17 protein-coding genes are annotated in these 17876 nt (G+C 73.8%); 6 read left to right on the top strand and 11 right to left on the bottom strand.

Annotated elements, in window-relative coordinates:
• Window positions 1-56 precede the first annotated feature (56 nt).
• Window positions 57-1625, bottom strand: a complete 1569-nt coding sequence (locus tag ACFV4G_RS12595; RefSeq protein WP_380439378.1) for a choice-of-anchor A family protein — start codon at window positions 1623-1625, stop codon at window positions 57-59.
• A 251-nt stretch (window positions 1626-1876) separates the two neighbouring features.
• On the opposite strand from ACFV4G_RS12595, the gene ACFV4G_RS12590 reads away from it, so the two are divergent.
• Both ACFV4G_RS12590 and ACFV4G_RS12585 read left to right on the top strand, forming a co-directional pair.
• Complete coding sequence (locus tag ACFV4G_RS12590; RefSeq protein ID WP_380439376.1) at window positions 1877-2596, top strand: 4'-phosphopantetheinyl transferase family protein; 720 nt, start codon at window positions 1877-1879, stop codon at window positions 2594-2596.
• A 109-nt stretch (window positions 2597-2705) separates the two neighbouring features.
• On the top strand, window positions 2706-3188 hold the full coding sequence (locus ACFV4G_RS12585; RefSeq protein WP_380439374.1) for a DUF2269 family protein: 483 nt from the start codon (window positions 2706-2708) through the stop codon (window positions 3186-3188).
• A gap of 93 nt (window positions 3189-3281) precedes the next feature.
• Here the strand turns inward: ACFV4G_RS12585 and ACFV4G_RS12580 are convergent, their stop codons facing one another.
• Window positions 3282-4274, bottom strand: coding sequence for an Lrp/AsnC family transcriptional regulator (locus tag ACFV4G_RS12580; RefSeq protein WP_380439372.1), 993 nt, complete (start codon window positions 4272-4274; stop codon window positions 3282-3284).
• A 109-nt stretch (window positions 4275-4383) separates the two neighbouring features.
• Between ACFV4G_RS12580 and ACFV4G_RS12575 the strand changes: the two genes are divergently transcribed.
• Complete coding sequence (locus ACFV4G_RS12575) at window positions 4384-5184, top strand: inositol monophosphatase family protein (RefSeq protein WP_380439370.1); 801 nt, start codon at window positions 4384-4386, stop codon at window positions 5182-5184.
• A gap of 116 nt (window positions 5185-5300) precedes the next feature.
• Here ACFV4G_RS12575 and ACFV4G_RS12570 read toward each other — a convergent pair whose 3' ends face one another.
• From ACFV4G_RS12570 to ACFV4G_RS12545, 6 genes are all read right to left on the bottom strand, one after another.
• Window positions 5301-6209 carry an amidohydrolase family protein gene (locus ACFV4G_RS12570; protein ID WP_380439368.1) on the bottom strand — a complete coding sequence of 303 codons (909 nt, stop codon included), beginning with the start codon at window positions 6207-6209 and terminating at the stop codon, window positions 5301-5303.
• Window positions 6206-7840 carry an acyl-CoA dehydrogenase family protein gene (locus ACFV4G_RS12565; RefSeq protein ID WP_380439366.1) on the bottom strand — a complete coding sequence of 545 codons (1635 nt, stop codon included), beginning with the start codon at window positions 7838-7840 and terminating at the stop codon, window positions 6206-6208. The genes ACFV4G_RS12570 and ACFV4G_RS12565 overlap by 4 nt, the downstream gene beginning before the upstream one ends.
• Entirely contained in the window at window positions 7824-8552 is a 729-nt protein-coding gene (locus tag ACFV4G_RS12560) for a TetR/AcrR family transcriptional regulator (RefSeq protein ID WP_380439364.1), read from the bottom strand. The genes ACFV4G_RS12565 and ACFV4G_RS12560 overlap by 17 nt, the downstream gene beginning before the upstream one ends.
• 187 nt (window positions 8553-8739) lie before the next feature.
• A complete protein-coding gene (locus tag ACFV4G_RS12555; RefSeq protein WP_380439362.1) occupies window positions 8740-10269 on the bottom strand; it encodes a S28 family serine protease in 1530 nt (509 codons plus the stop codon).
• 139 nt (window positions 10270-10408) lie between these two features.
• A complete protein-coding gene (locus ACFV4G_RS12550; RefSeq protein ID WP_380439360.1) occupies window positions 10409-11326 on the bottom strand; it encodes a trypsin-like peptidase domain-containing protein in 918 nt (305 codons plus the stop codon).
• Window positions 11327-11491: 165 nt separating this feature from the next.
• Window positions 11492-12178, bottom strand: coding sequence for a TetR family transcriptional regulator (locus ACFV4G_RS12545; protein ID WP_380439358.1), 687 nt, complete (start codon window positions 12176-12178; stop codon window positions 11492-11494).
• Between the two features lie 157 nt (window positions 12179-12335).
• Here ACFV4G_RS12545 and ACFV4G_RS12540 point away from each other — a divergent pair, with 157 nt between their 5' ends.
• From ACFV4G_RS12540 to ACFV4G_RS12530, 3 genes are all read left to right on the top strand, one after another.
• The gene (locus ACFV4G_RS12540) at window positions 12336-12491 is read left to right on the top strand and encodes a hypothetical protein (protein ID WP_380439356.1); all 156 of its coding nucleotides are present in this window, start codon (window positions 12336-12338) and stop codon (window positions 12489-12491) included.
• A 75-nt stretch (window positions 12492-12566) separates the two neighbouring features.
• Window positions 12567-12851 (top strand): hypothetical protein, encoded by a 285-nt coding sequence (locus ACFV4G_RS12535; protein WP_380439354.1) that lies wholly within the window; start codon window positions 12567-12569, stop codon window positions 12849-12851.
• 125 nt (window positions 12852-12976) lie between these two features.
• A complete protein-coding gene (locus tag ACFV4G_RS12530; RefSeq protein ID WP_380439352.1) occupies window positions 12977-13858 on the top strand; it encodes a metallophosphoesterase family protein in 882 nt (293 codons plus the stop codon).
• Window positions 13859-14063: 205 nt separating this feature from the next.
• On the opposite strand, the gene ACFV4G_RS12525 is transcribed toward ACFV4G_RS12530, so the two are convergent.
• From ACFV4G_RS12525 to ACFV4G_RS12515, 3 genes are all read right to left on the bottom strand, one after another.
• Window positions 14064-16646 (bottom strand): FtsX-like permease family protein, encoded by a 2583-nt coding sequence (locus tag ACFV4G_RS12525; protein WP_380439350.1) that lies wholly within the window; start codon window positions 16644-16646, stop codon window positions 14064-14066.
• Window positions 16643-17293, bottom strand: a complete 651-nt coding sequence (locus ACFV4G_RS12520) for an ABC transporter ATP-binding protein (protein WP_380439348.1) — start codon at window positions 17291-17293, stop codon at window positions 16643-16645. The genes ACFV4G_RS12525 and ACFV4G_RS12520 overlap by 4 nt, the downstream gene beginning before the upstream one ends.
• 243 nt (window positions 17294-17536) lie before the next feature.
• Complete coding sequence (locus ACFV4G_RS12515; protein WP_380439346.1) at window positions 17537-17824, bottom strand: SHOCT domain-containing protein; 288 nt, start codon at window positions 17822-17824, stop codon at window positions 17537-17539.
• Window positions 17825-17876: the final 52 nt, after the last annotated feature.

The following is a 17876-nucleotide window of genomic DNA, read 5'->3' as shown; positions in this document are numbered from 1 at the left end:
GGGGCGGGGCCGCGCGGGGGGGTGCGCCGGGGCGCCCCGTCGTGCCGTGGGGGTGGTCAGCTGTGGCGGCCGCGGCGGCGGGCGACCATCACGGCGAGGCCGCCGAGGGCGAGTGCGCCGACACCCGCGGCGCCGAGGACGAACGGGGCGTTGCCCGCGCCCGTCGACGGCAGCTCACCGCCACCGTGGTGGTGACCGCTGGACTCGTGCCCGGTCGGGTGCCAGCTGGTCGGCACGGGGCCCGCGGTGGACGAACTCGCCGAGGGCGAGGTGGTGGTGGCCGACGGCGACGTGGTGCTCGCGGTCGGGGACGGCGACGGGGAGTTCGTCGGAGACGGGGAGTTGGTCGGCGAAGGCGAGTTGGTCGGCGAAGGCGAGTTCGTCGGCGACGGCGAGTTCGTCGGAGACGGCGAGTTGGTCGGCGAAGGCGAGTTCGTCGGAGACGGCGAGTTGGTCGGCGAAGGCGAGTTCGTCGGAGACGGCGAGTTCGTCGGCGAAGGGGACGGCGAGTTCGTCGGCGAAGGGGACGGCGAGTTGGACGACGGCGACGGGCTCGGCGAGGTCTTGCACTCCGGCAGGTCCCCGTCGAACGGGTAGCTGTGGATCTCGTAGCCGCCGGTGCCGGTGTGGATCAGGTTGCCCGCGAGGTACACCCGGCCGTTCATGCCCGCCTGGGCGATGGTCGTCGTCCCGCCCGGGTTGCCCGCCAGGACAGAGCCCTGGAACTGGGCGCTGCCGAGGATCTGCGCCGTGGTCGCGGTCGGGAAGTTGTACATCAGCTTCGAGCGCATGTCGGTGGTCTGGTCCCCGGCCAGGCCGGAGCCCGTGTAGGTGTTGATGACCGGGCTGTCGCCGAGCATGTTCACCACGACGGTGGCCCCGGCCGGGATGTTGTTGAACACCAGGCCGATCTGCCCGCCGGTCGGCGAGGCGAGGTTCCGGGTGACGTTGAAGACCTGCTTCGTGCTGGTGCCGTCACCGGTGAAGGTGGCCTGACTGGAGGAGACGTCGACGGTGCCCGTGGCGGTGGCCCGCCCGACGCAGTCCGAGACCTCCTCGATCTGGGTGAGCACCGTCTGGTACGGCGCTGCCGCGTTCGGGTCCTGGATCGACTCGCCGATCGGGTCGATGCTGACGGTTCCGGTGACGCTGCCCGCGTGGCGCAGGTTGCCGAAAGCCGGGCCGTGGGAGTCGCTGCCGCCGATCAGGATCGAGTTGCCGCTCTTCACGTCGACGTTGCCGCCGGTGGTGACGAAGTCGCTGCCGTTGGGCGGCACGACGCGTGAGCCGACGCCCACGACGCCCATGTTGTAGACGCCGCCCCCGTTCTTGTCGAGGGTCAGGACCCCGAGCGTGACGATCTTGCCCTCGGCCTCGGCGGCACGGCCGTTGACGGTGTAGTCGCCGCCGGTGAAGACGTTGATCGTGGCGTCCCGGCCGGTGAAGTCGCCGTTGTTCGGCGGCGGCCAGGTGGACGGGCAGTCGGGCCCGGTGCAGGCGCCGAGCGGCGGCGCCAGCGGCGCGGCGGAAACGACCGACAGCACGGCGGCCATCGGCACCGCGGCGAAGGCCGTGGCGACGGCGATCCGCACGGCCCGGCGGCCGGGAACCTGCGGTCTCTTCACGGCGGTCGTTCTGTGATCCGGCGTACCGGTGCCCTGACCCATCGACGCGTTCCTCCACACAAGGAAAGAGGCAGGTCGCTCAACCTGCCATCTTCGGGTGATTACCTGGTGATCCCACATATTCGCGACATAACGTCACAAATCGGACTATTCATACCCTGTGGATCCTCGGATCCGATCCCGGTGTCCATCGAACGGCCGAGCGGATCGACCGGCCCCCGGGGCGCGGGCCCATGGCCTAGGTTGGGGACATGACCACCGAGGACCACGACCGGCGCCAGGACCGGCCCGCCCCGCTCGTCACCGTCGCCTCCGCCGAGGCCGTCCTGCGCCGCCCCGAGGTGGGCGAGCACCTGCTCACGGACCTCGAACGGCAACGCGCGGCACGCTTCCGGACGGAGACCGGGCGGGTCGACTTCACCGCCGGCCACCTCCTGGTCCGGCTCTGCGCCGCCCGGCTCCTCGGCGTCCCGGCCGACGGCCTCGCGCTCGCCCAGCAGTGCCCCGACTGCGGCCGGGCCGACCACGGCAAGCCGTTCCTCCCGGACCACCCGGACGTGCACGTGAGCCTCTCGCACACCCGGGGCGTGGTCGCCGCGGCCGCCGGCTTCGAGCCCGTCGGCGTCGACGTCGAGCTCGCCGCGCGCGGGCGCTCGCTGGGCGAGGTCGCGCAGCGGGTGCTCGCGCCGGCCGAGCTCGCCCTGGTGCAGGCGGCCCCGGAGCCGGACCGGGCCTTCCTGCGGCTGTGGGTGCGCAAGGAGTCGCTGATCAAGATCGGGCGGACCAGCATGGACACGCTGGCCGCGGTCGACCTCTCCGACCTGCCACTGGCCGTCCCGGCGGACGGCCCGCTGCGCAGCCGCCACCAGGACCTGCACTTCGTCGACTGGACGGACCCGGCGCACGGCGCCGCGGTGGCGGCGGTCAGCACCGCCGAGCCGCAGGTCGTGGAGCTGACGGCCGGGGCCTGACCCGCGCGGCGGGCGCCGGGGTAAGCGGTGTTAGCGTGCCTGGTCGGGCGCCGGACCGCGGCCGCCCCGCCGAATCGCTGCCCACCGCCGGATTAAGGGTGTCCCCGCCATGGCCAAGTTCCTGCTGAGCCTGCACGTCCTCGCGTCGGTCCTGTTCATAGGCCCGGTCGCGGTGGCCGTCAGCATGTTCCCGCGCCGTGCGAAGGCGGCGCTGGCGGGCGGGCCCGACCAGGCCTCCGACGCCGGCGTGCTGCGGATCCTGCACCGGATCACCCAGGTCTACGCGCTGCTGGGGGTGGCCGTGCCGGTGCTGGGCATCGGACTGGCCCAGGTGATGGACGTGCTCGGGCAGTCCTGGCTGATCGTCTCGATGGTCCTGACCGCGGTCGCCGCGCTCTCGCTGCTGCTCTTCGTGCTGCCCGGCCAGCAGGCCGCCGTCGACGCGCTCGCCCAGGAGACCGGGGACGAGCAGCGCGACAAGGCCGTGAAGGGCCTCAAGATGCTGCCGATGACGGCCGGCGTCTTCAACCTGCTGTGGGCGGTCGTCGTGGTGCTGATGGTCATCCGTCCGGGGTCGAGCACCGGCGTCTGAGGCCGGTAGGCGCTTGGGCATTGGGGCGCCGGGGCGCTTGGGTGCTTGGGCACTTGGGACGCCGGGACGCTGGTGAGGCCCCGGTGGGCCCGGTCACCGCTGTGGGCCGAGCCTCCTGAGCGGGACGCCCGCCCGCTTCACCGCGCGCGCGACGATCGCCGTCTCGGCGCGCGTCACCCCGAGCGGGCCGAGGGTGTCCGTGACGAACCGGTAGAGCCCCGCGTGGTCCCGGCAGAACACCGCGGCCATCAGGTTCGTCGGCCCGCTGGTCGCGAGCACCCCGTGCACGTGCGGGTGCCGGGCCAGGGCCGCGCCGGTCTCGGCGAGCCGGCCGGGCGGCACGTCCAGCCAGAGGTTGGCGTCCACGGCCAGGCCGAGCAGCCGGGGGTCGACGGTCGCGTGGGTGCGCAGCAGCCCGGACTCGTCGAGGCGGTGCAGGCGGCGGCGGACGGTCGACTCGGGTGCGCCGACGGCCTCGGCGAGGGCGGCGTGCGACTGCCGGGCGTCCTCGGTGAGCCGGGCCAGCAGCGCGTGGTCCAGCTCGTCCAACGGCGGGGGCGTCCGCGGGCGCGGTGCGACGGGCCGGGCGAGCGCCGCGGCTTCGTCCGCCTCCAGGTATCCGGCCTGCCACTGCCCGGCGTCCGCGTAGGCGTGCAGGACGGCGTGGGTGGTGGTCTCGGTGACGGCGGCGGTCGCGGGCAGCTGCCCGTACAGCAGGCGGTCGCGGCCGCCGGCGTCGCTCAACATGACGGCGCCGATCTCCTGGCCGCCGAGCATCACGTCGACGAACGGCACATCCGGGCGGTCGGCCAAGGCCTTCGCAATGGCGTCCACCGTGCCGCGCAGCACCCGCACGCGCAGCAGCAGCGCGCCGACGGCCGCGTCCTCCACGTCCGGCATCCGCACCACCCGCAGCACGCCGGCCCCGCGCAGCCTGGCCAGGCGACGGGTGACCGTCCGGGCTGAGACGCCCAGCACCTCGGCGATCCGGCCGGTCTCGGCCCGGCCGTCGACCTGGAGCGCGCAGACCAGCCGGCGGTCGAGGAGGTCGAGGGCCGTGTCCGGATCAGCCGTCAATAGGTCCATGGTGTCCGATCTCCATCATTCCTAGCCCATTGAGCGTCTCGTTCATCCGGTCTGACGGTACTCCTTGTCCTGTGCGGCCGGACGGTCCGGCCAGGAGTGGGGTACGACGATGGAGCTGTGGGCGCTGGCCGAGGGTGTGGAGGCCGCGGTGCGCGAGGTCGGCGCGAAGCTGGTGGCGCGACGGCCCACCGAGCCGACCCCGGCGCGGACGGCCGAGGAGGCGGTGGCGCGGTTCGCCGAGATCGACGGCCCCGCCGCAGCCGAACTGCGGGAGCGGCTCGGCTCGTTGCGCCCGGACGCCGGTTGGCTGGACGACGAGTTCGACGGCGCGGTGCCGGCCGAGGGCGAGTGGTGGCTGTGCGACGCCACCGACGGCGCGGTGCAGTACCTGCTCGGCCTGCCGTACTGGGCCGTCACCGCGACGCTCGTCCGGGACGGCCGGGCCGTGCTGGCCGTGGTCCACGCGCCCGAGCTGCTCGGTGGACGGACCTACCGCGCCGTGCTCGGCGGCGGCGCTCACCTGGACGGGCGGCCGATCGCCCCGCTGCCCCGCACCCTGGGGTCGGCCGTCGCGGCGACCAGCCAGCCGCCGACCGCCGCCGGCGACCCGGTCGCCCTGCGCCGGGCGGGCGAGTCGCTGACCGCGATGGCCGGCGCCGTCGTCGCGGTGCGCAACCTCGGCCCGACCGCCCTCCAGGTGGCGCAGGTCGGCTCCGGGCACCTCGCGCTGTTCTGGGAGTACGGCGCCGACGCGCCCAACCTGCTGCCCGGCGCACTGATCGCGAGCGAGGCGGGCGCGACGGTGACGGACACCGCCGGGGCGGCCTGGACGGCCGCGTCCGACGGGTTCCTCGCCGCCGCGCCCGGACTGCACGCGGACGTGGTCCGGGTGCTGCGGAACGTCGACTGACCTGCGGGGCGCGGACGTGGTCCAGGTGCTGGGGACGTCGACTGACCTGCTGCACGCGGACGTGGTCCGGATGCTGCGGACGTCGACTGACCTGCTGCACGCGATCGTTCTGCGGCCTACGCGGACGGGCCGCCGAGACCGAACAGACCCGCCGCGTTGTCGTGGCAGACGGCCCGCAGCCACTCCTCCCCCAGGCCCAGCCCGGCCAGCGACTCCAGCTGGTGGACGTACCGGTACGGGATGTTCGGGAAGTCGCTGCCGAGCAGGACGCGCTCCTGCAGCCCGCGCAGGCGCGGGAGTTCGTCGCGCGGGAACGGGACGTCGGCCTCGGCGAAGTCGGTGAACGCGATCGTGGTGTCCAGCCGGACGGCCGGGTGGCGCTCGGCGAGGTCGAGGAAGTCCCGGTACTCGGGCATGCCGAGGTGGGCGACCACCAGCACCAGCCCGGGGTGGCGGGCCACCACCTCGCCGATCGGCCCCGGACCGGTGAACTTGCCCGGCACCGGCCCGGATCCGCAGTGCGTCACCACCGGGGTGCCGCTCTCCGCCAGCAGCCCCCACACGTCGTCCAGCCGCGCGTCCGCCGGGTCGTAGCCGCCGACCTGGAGGTGTGCCTTGAACACCCGGGCGCCCTCGTCGATCGCGCGCGCCACGTCCTCCGCCGCCCCGGGCTCGGGGAAGAACGTCGCGGTGTGCAGGCAGTCCGGCGTGCGGGCGGCGAAGTCCGCGGCCCACGCGTTCAGCCAGGCGGCCATGCCCGGCTTGTGCGGGTAGAGCATGGAGGTGAACGCGCGGACGCCGAACTCCCGCAGCCGCTCGACGCGCCGCTCCTCGGCCTCCCGGTAGGTGATCGGCCAGGGGCGGTTCACCAGCGGGCCGGCCGCGTCGAAGTACGCCCACACCTTGTCGAGGACGTTCTGCGGCATGAAGTGGGTGTGGACATCGATCAGGCCGGGCAGGCCGAGGTCCCGCCAGAACGCCCGGACGGCCGCCGCCTCGGCGCCTTCCGCGGTGTGGTCGTTCACGCGGGCACCGGGCGGGCGCGGTCGATGATCTCCGTGACGTCGACGCCGGGCGGCAGGGTGCCGAACGCACCGCCGTGGTCGCCGCCGAGGCGGGTCGCGCAGAACGCGTCGGCCACCGCCGGGCTGCCGTACCGGACGAGCAGCGAGCCCTGGAAGGCCAGCGCCATCGCCTCGACCAGGCGGCGGGTGCGGTACTCCAGGTCCGTCGGGTCGGAGAGCTGCTTGCGCAGTTCGGCGACCGCCGCGTCCAGGCGGCGGTCCGCGCCGGCCGCCGAGTCGAGCTCGCCGAGGAACGCCTCGACGCTCTCCGGGCGCCTGGCCATGGCCCGCAGCGCGTCCAGGGCGGCGACGTTGCCCGAGCCCTCCCAGATCGAGACCAGCGGCGCCTCCCGGTAGAGCCGCGGCATGCCGGACTCCTCCACGTAGCCGTTGCCGCCCAGGCACTCCAGCGCCTCGGCCGCGTGCGCCGGACCGCGCTTGCAGACCCAGTACTTGGCGACGGCCAGCCCCAACCGCCGTACCAGCGCCTCGTTCTCGTCCCCGGCCAGGGCGAGGTCGGTGGCGTGGGCCAGCCGCATGGCGACGGCCGTGGCGGCCTCGGACTCCACCACCAGGTCGGCGAGCACGTTGCGCATCAGCGGCTGGTCCACCAGCGCCTTGCCGAACGCCCGCCGGTGGACGGCGTGGTGGACGGCCCGGGTCGCGCCGTAGCGCATGCCGGAGGCGCCGCCGACGGTGCAGTCGAGGCGGGTCATGTTGACCATCTCGATGATGGTCGGCACGCCCCGGCCCTCCTCGCCGACCAGCCAGCCCACCGCGCCGTCGTACTCCAGCTCGGCAGAGGCGTTGGACTTGTTGCCCAGCTTGTCCTTGAGCCGCATCAGGTGGAGGCGGTTGCGGCCGCCGTCCGGGAGCACGCGCGGCAGCACGAAGCAGCTGAGCCCGCCCGGCGCCTGGGCGAGCGTCAGGAAGAGGTCGGACATCGGCGCCGAAGTGAACCACTTGTGGCCGGTCAGGCGGTAGGTGCCGTCCGCGTGCGGGGTGGCCGTGGTGGTGTTGGTGCGGACGTCCGAGCCGCCCTGCTTCTCGGTCATCGACATGCCGGCGATCAGCCCGCGCTTGGAGCGCGGCTCGCGCAGCCCGAAGTCGTACTCCGTGGCGGCCAGCAGCGGTTCCAGCTCGGCCGCCAGGGAAGGGTTCGCCCGCAGGGCCGGGACGGCGGCGTAGGTCATCGAGACCGGGCAGGTGTGACCCGCCTCGACCTGGCCCCACACGAAGAACTTCGCGGCGCGGGCGGAGTGGGCGCCGGGCCGGCCGTCCCGCCAGGGCGCGGCGTGCAGGCCGTGGGAGACGGCGGTGCGCATCAGCTCGTGCCAGGCCGGGTGGAACTCGACCTCGTCGATCCGGTGGCCGAAGCGGTCGTGGGTGCGCAGCACCGGCGGGTTCTCGTTGGCCAGCCGGCCCCACTCGGCGGCCTGCTCGGAGCCGGCCAGTCGGCCGAGCTCGCGCAGCTCGGGCTCGGCCCAGCCGGCGCCGGCCCGGTCCAGGGCGGCGAGCAGGGTCGGATCGGCGGCGGTGTCGTGTCCGTACGGCAGGGGCACCTGGTTGGTGACCTCATGCGTCGCTGTCATCGCGTCCTCCCAGGGCACGCAGGGTGAAGGAGACCAGGGCGGGGACCACCTCGGCGGTGGTCCGTTCGGGTCCGGCTCCGGCGGGGGTGGTGCGGGGCGGCTCGGGCTCGGCGGGGGCCGACTCGGGCTCCATGCCGGCCGACTCGGGCTCGGGCTCGGCGCGGGCCGACTCGGGCTCGGGCTCGGCGGCCAGGGGGCCGGCCAGGGCCTCGCCGACCGCGCCGACCAGGGCGGCGGCGGTCAGCACCGGGTCCTGGGCGGGCAGCCGCCCGGCGGCCACGGCGGCGGCGATCTCGGCCGCGATCACGTCGCGGAACGCCCGCCGGAACACCAGGCGTTCGGCGTCCACGACCGCGTCGACCGGCTCGACCAGCAGCGCGTACGCCAGCCGTGGCGCGCGCAGGGCGCGGGCGGCGAACGTCTCCACGACCGCGGCGATCCGCTGTTCGGGCGTCTCCCGGCGGGCGACGGCCGCGTTCACCGCGGCGATCTCGCGCGTGACCACCCGGCGGAACAACTGCACCGACAACTCTGCCTTGTTGGTGAAGTGCTGGTACACGCTGCCGGTGGCGATCCCGGCGCGGTCCGCGACCGCGGCCATCGTGCAGCCGCCGTACCCGCGCTCGGCGAGCAGGCCGACGGCCGCCTGCAGCACGGCCTCGCGCTGGGCGTCCAGACGGGCTTGGACGGCGGGGGTGCGTCGGTAGGCCATGGAAGCATTGAAGCACCGATTCACTGCTTCGGGGAGGGGTTCGGCGGGGGCGGCTTCCGGCCGGATGCGAGAGCCGGAGCGAGAGCCGTACGCGAAAGCCGGAGCGAGAACCGGACGCGAAAGGCCGCCCCCTCGAATTCACCGAGCGGAGGCGGCCTTCCTGCGTGCGTGGTACCCGGCTACGGCACTAGAGCGGGTGGCGCTCCAGCTTCTGGCCCTCCTCGTCGAGCGGGCCGAACGGCGGGATCCGGTACTGCGACGACGGTGCCTGCGACTGCGACTGCGACTTCGCGAGCGAGCGCGCGTCGTCCTGGCCACCGGCCAGGCCGGCCCACTCCAGCACCTTGGCGGTCGCCGCGGCCGACTCCTCGGCCGGCAGCTTGCCGATGTTGGAGCCGTGGTTGCCGCCCGGGACGGTGTAGACGTAGCAGTCGTCGCTGCCCCGGCCGAGCTCGAACGGCTTGGCGCCCCACGGGTCGTTGCCGCCGTAGACGAAGATGATCCGCTCGGCCTCGCGCTTCACCCAGCGGTCGATGTCGGGCATCGCCTTCGGGTTGAAGGTGGTCGGGATCTCCTTGGGCACGTACGCGCGGGGCGCGTACAGCTCCTTGTAGTCGTAGTGCAGGAGGTCCTTCAGGTACGAGACGTCGAAGTAGGGCGCGCCGAGTTCGGTCGCGGCCTGGTAGTAGTACGCGGTGTACTTGGCGAGGCCCTGGTCGCTGGAGCTGGTCACGCCCTCCTGCGCGTCGAACCACTTGTACAGCTCGTCGTCGGTCGCGGTGGCCGCCACCGGGACCTTCGCGCAGTCGGACTGCAGGCTGTACTGCCAGAAGCCCCAGACCACGTCGAGCACGCTGCCCTCGTAGGCCCGGTCCACCGAACCGACGACGGCGAAGGTCGAGCCGGCCGCCTTGTTGTCGGCCGTGAAGCGCGCCTCCAGCCGATCCCGGCGCACCAGCAGCTCGCGCTGCACCGCGTCGAGCGCGGCCCGGCACTCGGGGGTGCCGACGTTCCGGAAGAACTCGGAGTACGGCGCGTCGTCGTTCACGTCGGTGTTGTTCGGCGCGACGTACGCGATCGTGCCCGCCACGTCGTCCGGGTAGAACCGGCGGTAGTAGGTGGAGGACATGCCACCCTTGCTGGCGCCGGTGGAGAGCCACTCCTGCTGGTAGATCTCCTTGAGCGCGGTCACGATCCGGTGCGAGTCGGCGGCCGCCTGGCGGATGCCGGCCTTGGTCCAGTCCGCCGGCTCCGGGCGCGACGGGGTGAAGTACCGGTACTCGATGGAGACCTGGTTGCCGTCGACCAGCCGGGTCGGCTCGGTGCGCGAGGGCGTGGTGCCCAGCGTGTAGCCGTTGGTGTAGAAGACGGTCGGGCGGTCGTAGCCGCGGTGCAGCACGCTGATGCGCTGCTGGAAGGTGCCCAGCCAGGGACGGAAGTGGTCGATCGGCTGGGTGTAGGTGAGGAGGAAGTACCGGTGGTCCGCGTCGGTCGGCTTCTCCTCGGTGATGGTCATCCCCGGGATCGCCGCGAGGCGGGCCTTGATGTCCGCGGTCGGGTCGGCGGCCACGTCGCGCTGCGCGTGGGCGGCGGTCGCGGCCGTGCCCTGCGCGAACGCCGGGGCCTGAGCGAACGCCGGGGCCGCCAGGCCGCCGCTGGCGCTCAGCAGCGGTATCAGCAGGGCGGAAACCAGCAGTCTTCTGAACCTGGTGCTCATCAACTCTCCATCTGGTCAACGGATATGACAGCTGCCTCATCGGCACTACTCTGCGGTGCGGTTGGTGCGGCGGCCGCCCGGTGGACGGCCGAATGGGCCACCCGCCGGGTGGCGGGCGGCCCATCGCGGAAGGTGCTGGTCAGGGGCGGGGAAGGGCACAGCCGGGCAGGGTGAGGTCGAGGACGTTCCCGGCGCCGAAGCAGGGCGGGATGATGTACGTCTCCTGGGCGTAGCCGATGCCCTGGTGGACCGTCACCGCGCCGCCCTGGTCGACCTCGCACGGGTTGTTCAGCGTGCAGGACTGGCCGTTCTCGTTGATCGTGTTGTTGACGGCGACCAGCAACCCGCTGTTCGCGTCGACCACCGGCGAGCCGGAGGTGCCGCCGATCACGTTGCAGCCGGACGTGTAGCGGACCGAGTCCTTGAACGTCCAGTCCGCCTCGCGCAGTTGGTAGGCGAAACCGTCGACCGAGCAGGAGTAGATCCGCTTCCAGTAACCGGAGACCACCCGGATGGCGGCCCCCTGGGCGGGGTGGTCGGCGGAGACGGTCAGCGGGGCGATCCCGTACTGCGCCTGGATCGTGTCGTAGCTGGAGTCGAGCTGGTAGATCGACACGTCGGTGTCGGTCATGGCGCCGTAGACCACCTTGACCGCGTTCAGCGTGCCGAGGTCGGCGCCGGAACCGTCGAGCAGGGTGAACGTCCGGCTGGACGGCTGGTCGGTGACCACCTGACCGGGGCCGGGCATACCGGACTCCAGGCAGTGGCCGTTGGACAGGACGAGTGCGGGGTCACTGCCTGCCGAGCCGGGCATCCGGACCAGCGACCCGGAACAGTTGTCGAGCGCCACCGTGCCGGTGAAGTCGACGGCGGCATCCGCCGGGGCGGGGGCGGCGATGGCGCCCTTGGCGCCCGTCGCGACATTCGCAAGGGGGGCGGCGTTCGCAAGGGGGGCGGCGTTCGCAAGGGGGGCGGCCTGTGCCGGGGCCAGTCCGGCCAGCGTGGTGGCTCCGGCGACCAGGACCGTCGCGAGCATGCCTATGAGCGGCTTCCTCATGAGAGACCTCTCGGTGTGGGGGTCCACCAAAGCTGTCGCGGACATGACTAGATGTCAAGAGGTCCGCCGCCACCGAGAGGTCAACGGAGAGGTCAACGGAGAGGTCGCTCGGAAGGGCCGGGGCACACCCCGGCCGCGGTCATCGACTCCGGCCGGCCGGTGCGCTCAACTCCCCTGCCAGTGGCGCCGACCGACGCTGATCAGGCGCAACTGCAGCCGGGCCGTCGCGGCGATCCGCCCTTCGCGGCCCGGATCGGCCTCCTGGGCCTCCAGCGCTTCCAGGAACGCGGCGGCCGTGGACACCATGTGGTCCACGTACAACTCGGCGAGCATCCGCAGGTCGCCCTCGCTCCAGCCCGCCGAGACCGGCTGGAGCCCGAGCGCCGCACCCACCTCCGCCGCGAAACGGCCGAGTTCGGCGTCGATCGCCTCCCGCACCCGCCGGACACCGCCGTGCCGCTCGCGCGCGAGGAAGCGCACGTGCGCACGGTTCTCACGGACGTGCCGCTGGATGACGTCGACCGCACGGTCGATCAGCTCCTCGGCGCCGCCCTCCCCGACGAGCACCGAGCGGATCATGAGGTGCAGGCTCGCCAGGGACTCCTCGACCAACGCGACGCCGAGCGCGGCGAGGTCCGGGAAGTGCCGGTAGAACGCGGCCGGGGACAGCCCGGCGGCGCGGGTGACCTCGCGGACGCCGAGGCTCGCGAGATTCTGATCGGCCAGCAGGCGCAGGCCTGCGTCCAGCAGCGCCCGGCGACTCTGCTGCTTCTGGGCCTGTCTGGCGCCGACGATCTCGGGCTGCTCGGCCCCTGCGCTCCGGGGCGACTCGGCCCCCTCGGTGTGATTCACGCCATTCAGTAAACAACTGTTTGCCGAACCTGGCCAGCCCGGCGTAGAGTGAGGCCAACTCGGTGAACACTTGTCAACCGAAACCGGGGTCAGGCTCGACGCCGAGACTGAAACCGACGTCGAACCCGAAGCCGAAACCGGAAAGGACTGGTCGGCCGTGATCCTGCTCTCCGCCCTCGTCGCCATGGGTGTCCTGATCGGCGCCGCCGCACACACCTCGCTCCCGGTCTTCCTCACCGCCTCCGCCGCCATCACCGCCTGGCTGCTCGCCTTTGGCGCCCGCGAGGGCATCGCCCGCCTGCGGCAGCGCTGAGCCCCTGCCGCCCTCGGCTCCTTCCGACCCAGCTCCTTTCTCCGCTCCTTTCACCCGAGAGGACCCGCCACCGTCATGAGCACCGTCACCGACCACCAGCCGGCCACCGCGAGCCAAGCGACCGTCACCGAGGCCGACAACCTCGCCGTCGCCTCCTTCCTGCTCGGCCTCCCCGGCCTGCTGATCTTCAACATCGTCCTCGGTCCGCTGGCCATCGTCCTCGGCACGCTCGCCCTGGTCCGCGGCACCCGGCGACGCGGCCGGGCGGTCCTCGGCCTCGTGCTCGGCGTCGCCGCGCTCGCCGTCTTCACCGCCACCACCGTCTCGGCGCACGGCGTGATCATGGAGTTCGGCTCCTGAACCGGACCCCCAGCTCCTGAGCCCGGCCGCGTCCCCGCGCGCCGCTGAGCTCCGCGGTTCCGCCCCGCGAACCCGGCCCTGCCCCGTACTGTGGCGGCATCGACCGGTGACCACAGGGGGCAGGAGTGACGACCGAGTACGGCAGCGGAGCGCAGCCGGGGAGCGGCGCGGCGGGCGGGAGGCTGCTCGCCGTCAGCGACCTGCACATCTCCTACGAGGAGAACCGCGGCCTGGTGGAGAAGCTCCAACCCACCAGCCCCGACGACTGGTTGATCGTCGCCGGTGACGTCGCCGAGCTCTCCACCAGCATCGAGTGGGCGCTCGGACTGCTCGCCGAACGCTTCGCCCGCGTGGTGTGGGCCCCCGGCAACCACGAGCTGTGGACCCACCCCGAGGACCCGGTGCAGCTGCGCGGCGTGGCCCGCTACGAGCACCTGGTCGCCATGTGCCGCCGGCTCGGGGTGCTCACCCCCGAGGACCCGTACCCGGTCTGGCAGGGTGCCGGCGGGCCGGTCGCCGTCGCCCCGCTCTTCCTCCTCTACGACTACTCCTTCCGTGCGCCGGGCACGACCACCAAGGAGGAGTCCCTGGCGGCCGCCTACGAGAGCGGCATCGTGTGCGCGGACGAGCGGCTGCTGCACCCCGATCCGTTCCCGGACCGCGACTCCTGGTGCCGCGAGCGCGTCCGGCTGACCGAGCAGCGGCTCGCGGCCTGCGACCCGGACCTGCCGCTCGTCCTGGTCAACCACTACCCGCTGGTCCGCCACCCCACCGAGATCCTCTGGTACCCCGAGTTCGCCCAGTGGTGCGGCACCGAGCTGACGGCCGACTGGCACCGCCGCTTCAACACCGCCGCGATGATCTACGGCCACCTCCACATCCCGCGCAAGACCAGCTACGACGGCGTGCCCTTCGAGGAGGTCTCGCTCGGCTACCCGCGCGAGTGGCGCCGCCGCGGCCTGCCGGACCCGCTGCTGCGGGAGGTGTTCCCGCGGGCGGCGGACTGACGTCCCGGCCGGGTGCCGGGTCGGTGCCTTCTTCTGGGGCGTTCACCATGTCCGTTCCTTGGCCCTCCTTCCGCTGAGCCCTTCCTCGTCCTGGGCCCTTCCTGCCCTGAGCCCCTCCTCGGTCTGCGCCCTTCCTCGCTGTGGGCCCTCTCCGGCCCGGGCCCTTCCTGGGTCACCTCCCTGTGGTCCCGCGCTCTCCCGCCGGTCAGTCCGTGGCGATCGCCCGCAGGATGTCCAGCCGTGCCGCCCGGCCCGCCGGACGGAGCCCGGCCACCGCGCCCGCCAGCAGACCGGCCGTCAGGACCACCGCCAGTTGCACCGGCGGTATCGCGAACGAACCCGTCCCCGCGCTGTCGGAGGCCCGCACGAGCGCCCAGCCGAGGAAGGCCCCGAGGCCGAGCCCGCCGACCGTCCCGAAGGCGGCCACCAGCACCGACTCCCAGCGCACCATGCCCCTCAGCTGCGCCCTGGTCTGGCCGACCGCCCGCAGCAGGCCCAGCTCCCTGGTCCGCTCGTGCACCGCCAGCGTCAGCGTGTTGGCGATGCCCAGCAGCGCGATCAGCACCGCCAGCGCCAGCAGGGCGTAGACCACCGAGAGCATCGTGTCGACCCCGGCGGCCGCACTCGCCGCGTACTCCGCCCGGTCCTGCACCTGCGGACCGCCGTACGGGACCAGCGCCTGCTGCACCGCCGCCTTGCCGGCCGCCGGGGAGACGCCGGCCCGCAGCCCGACCGCGACCAGGGTGTCGCTGTCCTGCCCCCGGTGGGGCGCCCAGGCCTGGCGGGTCATCAGGTAGTCACCTGCCAGCCCGCCGCCCTCGTAGAGCGCGCGGATGGTGAAGGGACCGCTCGCGCCGTCCGCGAAGCCGACCGTCACGCTCTGGCCGAGCTTCCAGCCCTGCTGCTCCGCCTCGCCGCGGGAGACCGCCAGTCCGTCCGTGCCGAGGGCGTCCAGCGAGCCCTCGACCCGGCCGAGGTCGACGATCCCGACCAGGCGGGCCGGATCGGTGACGTCCAGCACCCGGCCGTGACCGTCGATCCGGGCCACGCCGCGGCCGAGGCCGACCGTCTGCCGCACCTCGGGCAGTCCCGCGAGCGCGTCGGCCGCCTTGGGGCTGATCCCGCTGCCGCCCGCGCCGAACGACGGTGCGGTGACGGCGAGATCGCCCGCGAAGGACTTGTCGACCGTGTCGTCCAGGGTGGCCTTGATCGACGCACCGAAGACGGTGAACAGCGTCACCACCGCGACCCCGATCATGAGCGCGCTCGCCGTGGCCGCCGTCCGGCGCGGGTTGCGGGCCGCATTGCGACGGGCCAGGGTGCCGGAGACCCCGCGCAGCCGGGGCAGTGGCGCGCCCAGGACCCGTACCGCGAACGCCGCCGCGACCGGCCCGAGCACCACCACGCCGACCAGCACCGCGAGCGCCCCGCCGGCCGTCAGGAGCACCGACGGACCGTCCGTGGCACCGAGCACCGCCGCCGGCACCCCGCCCGCGATCAGCAGGCCCCCGAGCAGCACCCGCAGGACGCCCGAACGCCCCTGGGCCGCCCGGTCGACGCCGGTCTCGCGCAGCGCTGCCAGCGGTGCCGTCCGCCCGGCCCGCACGGCGGGCAGCAGCGCCGAGCCCACCGCGACCAGCGTCCCGACCGCGAGCGGCAGCACCACCGCGGCGGTGCTGATCACCATGCCGCCGGTCGGCAGCGCGAAGCCGAGCGCCGAGAACAGCGCCTTGAGCCCGGTCGCCACCCCGATCCCGCCCAGCAGCCCGCCGAGCGAGGCCAGCACGCCGACCGCCAGGGCCTCGGCGAGCGTCGCCGCGAGCACCTGGCCGCGGACCGCGCCGAGCGCCCGCAGCAGCGCGTTCTCCCTCGTCCGCTGGGCGACCACGATCGCGAAGGTGTTGTGGATGGTGAACGTGGCCACCAGCAGTGCGATCCCGGCGAAGACCAGCAGCAGCGTGGTGAACATGCTCAGGAAGCGCCCGGACAGCTGCTGGGTGCTCTCCCGGGTGGCCGCCGCGCCGGTGACCGCCTGCACCCCGGCCGGCAGCCGCGGCGCGATCCGGGCCGCCAGCTCCTGCTGGGAGACCCCACCCGCCGCGCGGACCTGGATCGAACTGGCCTGCCCCGCGCCCTCGGGAGTGAGGTGGCGCTCGGCGTCCGCGAACGTCATCGCCGTGAACGTGCTCGGCCCCATGCCGTCCGCGCTCGCGCCGAAGGTCGCGATGCCGACGACGGTGACCGGCACCGGATCGGGCGTGCGCAGCACGGTGGTCGAACCGACGTGCAGCCCACCGCTCTTGGCGGCCCCCCGGTTGATCACGACCTCGCCCGGGGCGGCCGGTGCCCGGCCCTCGGCCAGCCGGTACGGGTTGAGCCGACCGTCGGCGAGCCAGTTCCCCGCGAGGGTGGGCGGGCCCTGGCCACCGATCGGTCTGCCGTCGGCGCCGACGAGTTGGCCCGCGCCCTGGACGGACGGCTCGGCGGCCGCGACCCCGGGCACGGCGCGCAGCCGGTCGGCGAGCGCCGCGTCCACCGGTGCCCGGACACCGCCGGCCGTCCCCGGGGAGTCGAGCACGTCGGCGCTGCGCACGACGACGTCGGTGCCCGCGTTGGCATCGGCGAACAACGTGTCGAAGTTGGCCCGCAGGGTGTCGCCCAGCACCATCGTGCCGGTGAGGAAGCTGACGCCGAGCAGGATGGACAGGAGCGTGCCGGCCAGCCGCCGCTTGTGAGCGCGCAGCGAGCGCAGGCCGAGGCGCAGCACGACCGGGTCGAGGACCGTCACGACCGCCCCCGTTCGAAGGCCTTCATCCGGTCCAGCACCAGCCCGGACGTGGGCCGCTCCATCCGGTCCACCAGGCGTCCGTCGGCGAGGAACAGCGCCTCGTCGGCGTACCCGGCCGCCGTCGGGTCGTGGGTGACCATGACGACGGCCCGGCCCATCTCGTCCACCGCGCGGCGCAGCAGGCCGAGGACCTCGCCGCCGGTGCGGGAGTCGAGGTTGCCCGTCGGCTCGTCGGCGAAGACCACCTGCGGCCGCCCGGCCAGCGCCCGGGCCACCGCGACCCGCTGCTGCTGGCCGCCGGAGAGCTCGCTCGGCCGGTGGTGCAGCCGGTCGCCGAGGCCGACGACGTCGATGAGGGTCGTCAGCCAGGCCTCGTCGGGGGCGGCCCCGGCGAGGTCCAGCGGGAGGGTGATGTTCTCCCGGACGGTGAGCGTGGGCACCAGGTTGAACGCCTGGAACACGAAGCCGAGCCGCTCCCGGCGCAGCAGCGTGAGCCGCCGGTCGCCCAGTGGGCCGAGCTCGGTGTCCCCGATCCACGCGCGGCCGGCCGTGAGGGTGTCGAGGCCGGCCGCGCAGTGCATCAGGGTGGACTTGCCCGAGCCGGACGGTCCCATGATCGCGGTGAAGCGCCCGGCCGGGAACTCCACCGTGACGCGGTCCAGCGCCCGGACCTCCGTGCCGCCGACGCCGTAGACCGTAAACGCGGCGGCGACCCCCGCGGCGGGGGGGGGGGGGGCGGCGGAGGGGGGGTCTTGCCGCCCCCCCCCCCCCCCCCCCCGGGCGGCCGGGGCGGGCGCCGCGGGCCCGCCCGCCGGGGCCCCCCCGGCGGGGCCGGCCGCGCCCCCCCCCCCCGACCCGGGCGGCGGTGCCGTGCAGGACGTCGAGGGTCGTCACTTCCCGGCACCTCCCCCCGCCCCGTCGCGCGGCGACCGCGGCGACTCGCTGAGCACGGCCCGCTTCGAGCGGTACTCCTCGGCGTCGATGTCGCCCTCGGCGTAGCGGCGGCCGAGGACGGCCAGCGGGTGGTCGGCGCCCGCGCGGTACCCGCAGCCGCGGCGCCAGACCGTCCGGCGCAGTACGAAGATCACCAGGAACACGACGGCGATCCAGATCAGCGGGAAGAACAGGATCCAGGGACCGGGCCCGTGCCCGTCCCAGTCGGCGAGCAGCGTGTACATGGGTGGTTCATCTCCTCGGCGTGGGGCCTCCAGGACCTCGGGCGGTTTCCCG

The sequence above is a fragment of the Kitasatospora sp. NPDC059747 genome (genome assembly GCF_042732955.1).
Lineage (GTDB): Bacteria > Actinomycetota > Actinomycetes > Streptomycetales > Streptomycetaceae > Kitasatospora.
This window is presented reverse-complemented; position numbering and strand designations above follow the sequence as displayed.

Bases quoted from the DNA above. Each gene is read 5' to 3' on its own strand.
- ACFV4G_RS12590 (WP_380439376.1), top strand. From the start codon at position 1,877: ATGACCACCGAGGACCACGACCGGCGCCAGGACCGGCCCGCCCCGCTC.
- ACFV4G_RS12585 (WP_380439374.1), top strand. From the start codon at position 2,706: ATGGCCAAGTTCCTGCTGAGCCTGCACGTCCTCGCGTCGGTCCTGTTC.
- ACFV4G_RS12580 (WP_380439372.1), bottom strand. From the start codon at position 4,274: ATGGACCTATTGACGGCTGATCCGGACACGGCCCTCGACCTCCTCGAC.
- ACFV4G_RS12575 (WP_380439370.1), top strand. From the start codon at position 4,384: ATGGAGCTGTGGGCGCTGGCCGAGGGTGTGGAGGCCGCGGTGCGCGAG.
- ACFV4G_RS12565 (WP_380439366.1), bottom strand. From the start codon at position 7,840: ATGACAGCGACGCATGAGGTCACCAACCAGGTGCCCCTGCCGTACGGA.
- ACFV4G_RS12560 (WP_380439364.1), bottom strand. From the start codon at position 8,552: ATGGCCTACCGACGCACCCCCGCCGTCCAAGCCCGTCTGGACGCCCAG.
- ACFV4G_RS12555 (WP_380439362.1), bottom strand. From the start codon at position 10,269: ATGAGCACCAGGTTCAGAAGACTGCTGGTTTCCGCCCTGCTGATACCG.
- ACFV4G_RS12550 (WP_380439360.1), bottom strand. From the start codon at position 11,326: ATGAGGAAGCCGCTCATAGGCATGCTCGCGACGGTCCTGGTCGCCGGA.
- ACFV4G_RS12535 (WP_380439354.1), top strand. From the start codon at position 12,567: ATGAGCACCGTCACCGACCACCAGCCGGCCACCGCGAGCCAAGCGACC.
- ACFV4G_RS12515 (WP_380439346.1), bottom strand. From the start codon at position 17,824: ATGTACACGCTGCTCGCCGACTGGGACGGGCACGGGCCCGGTCCCTGG.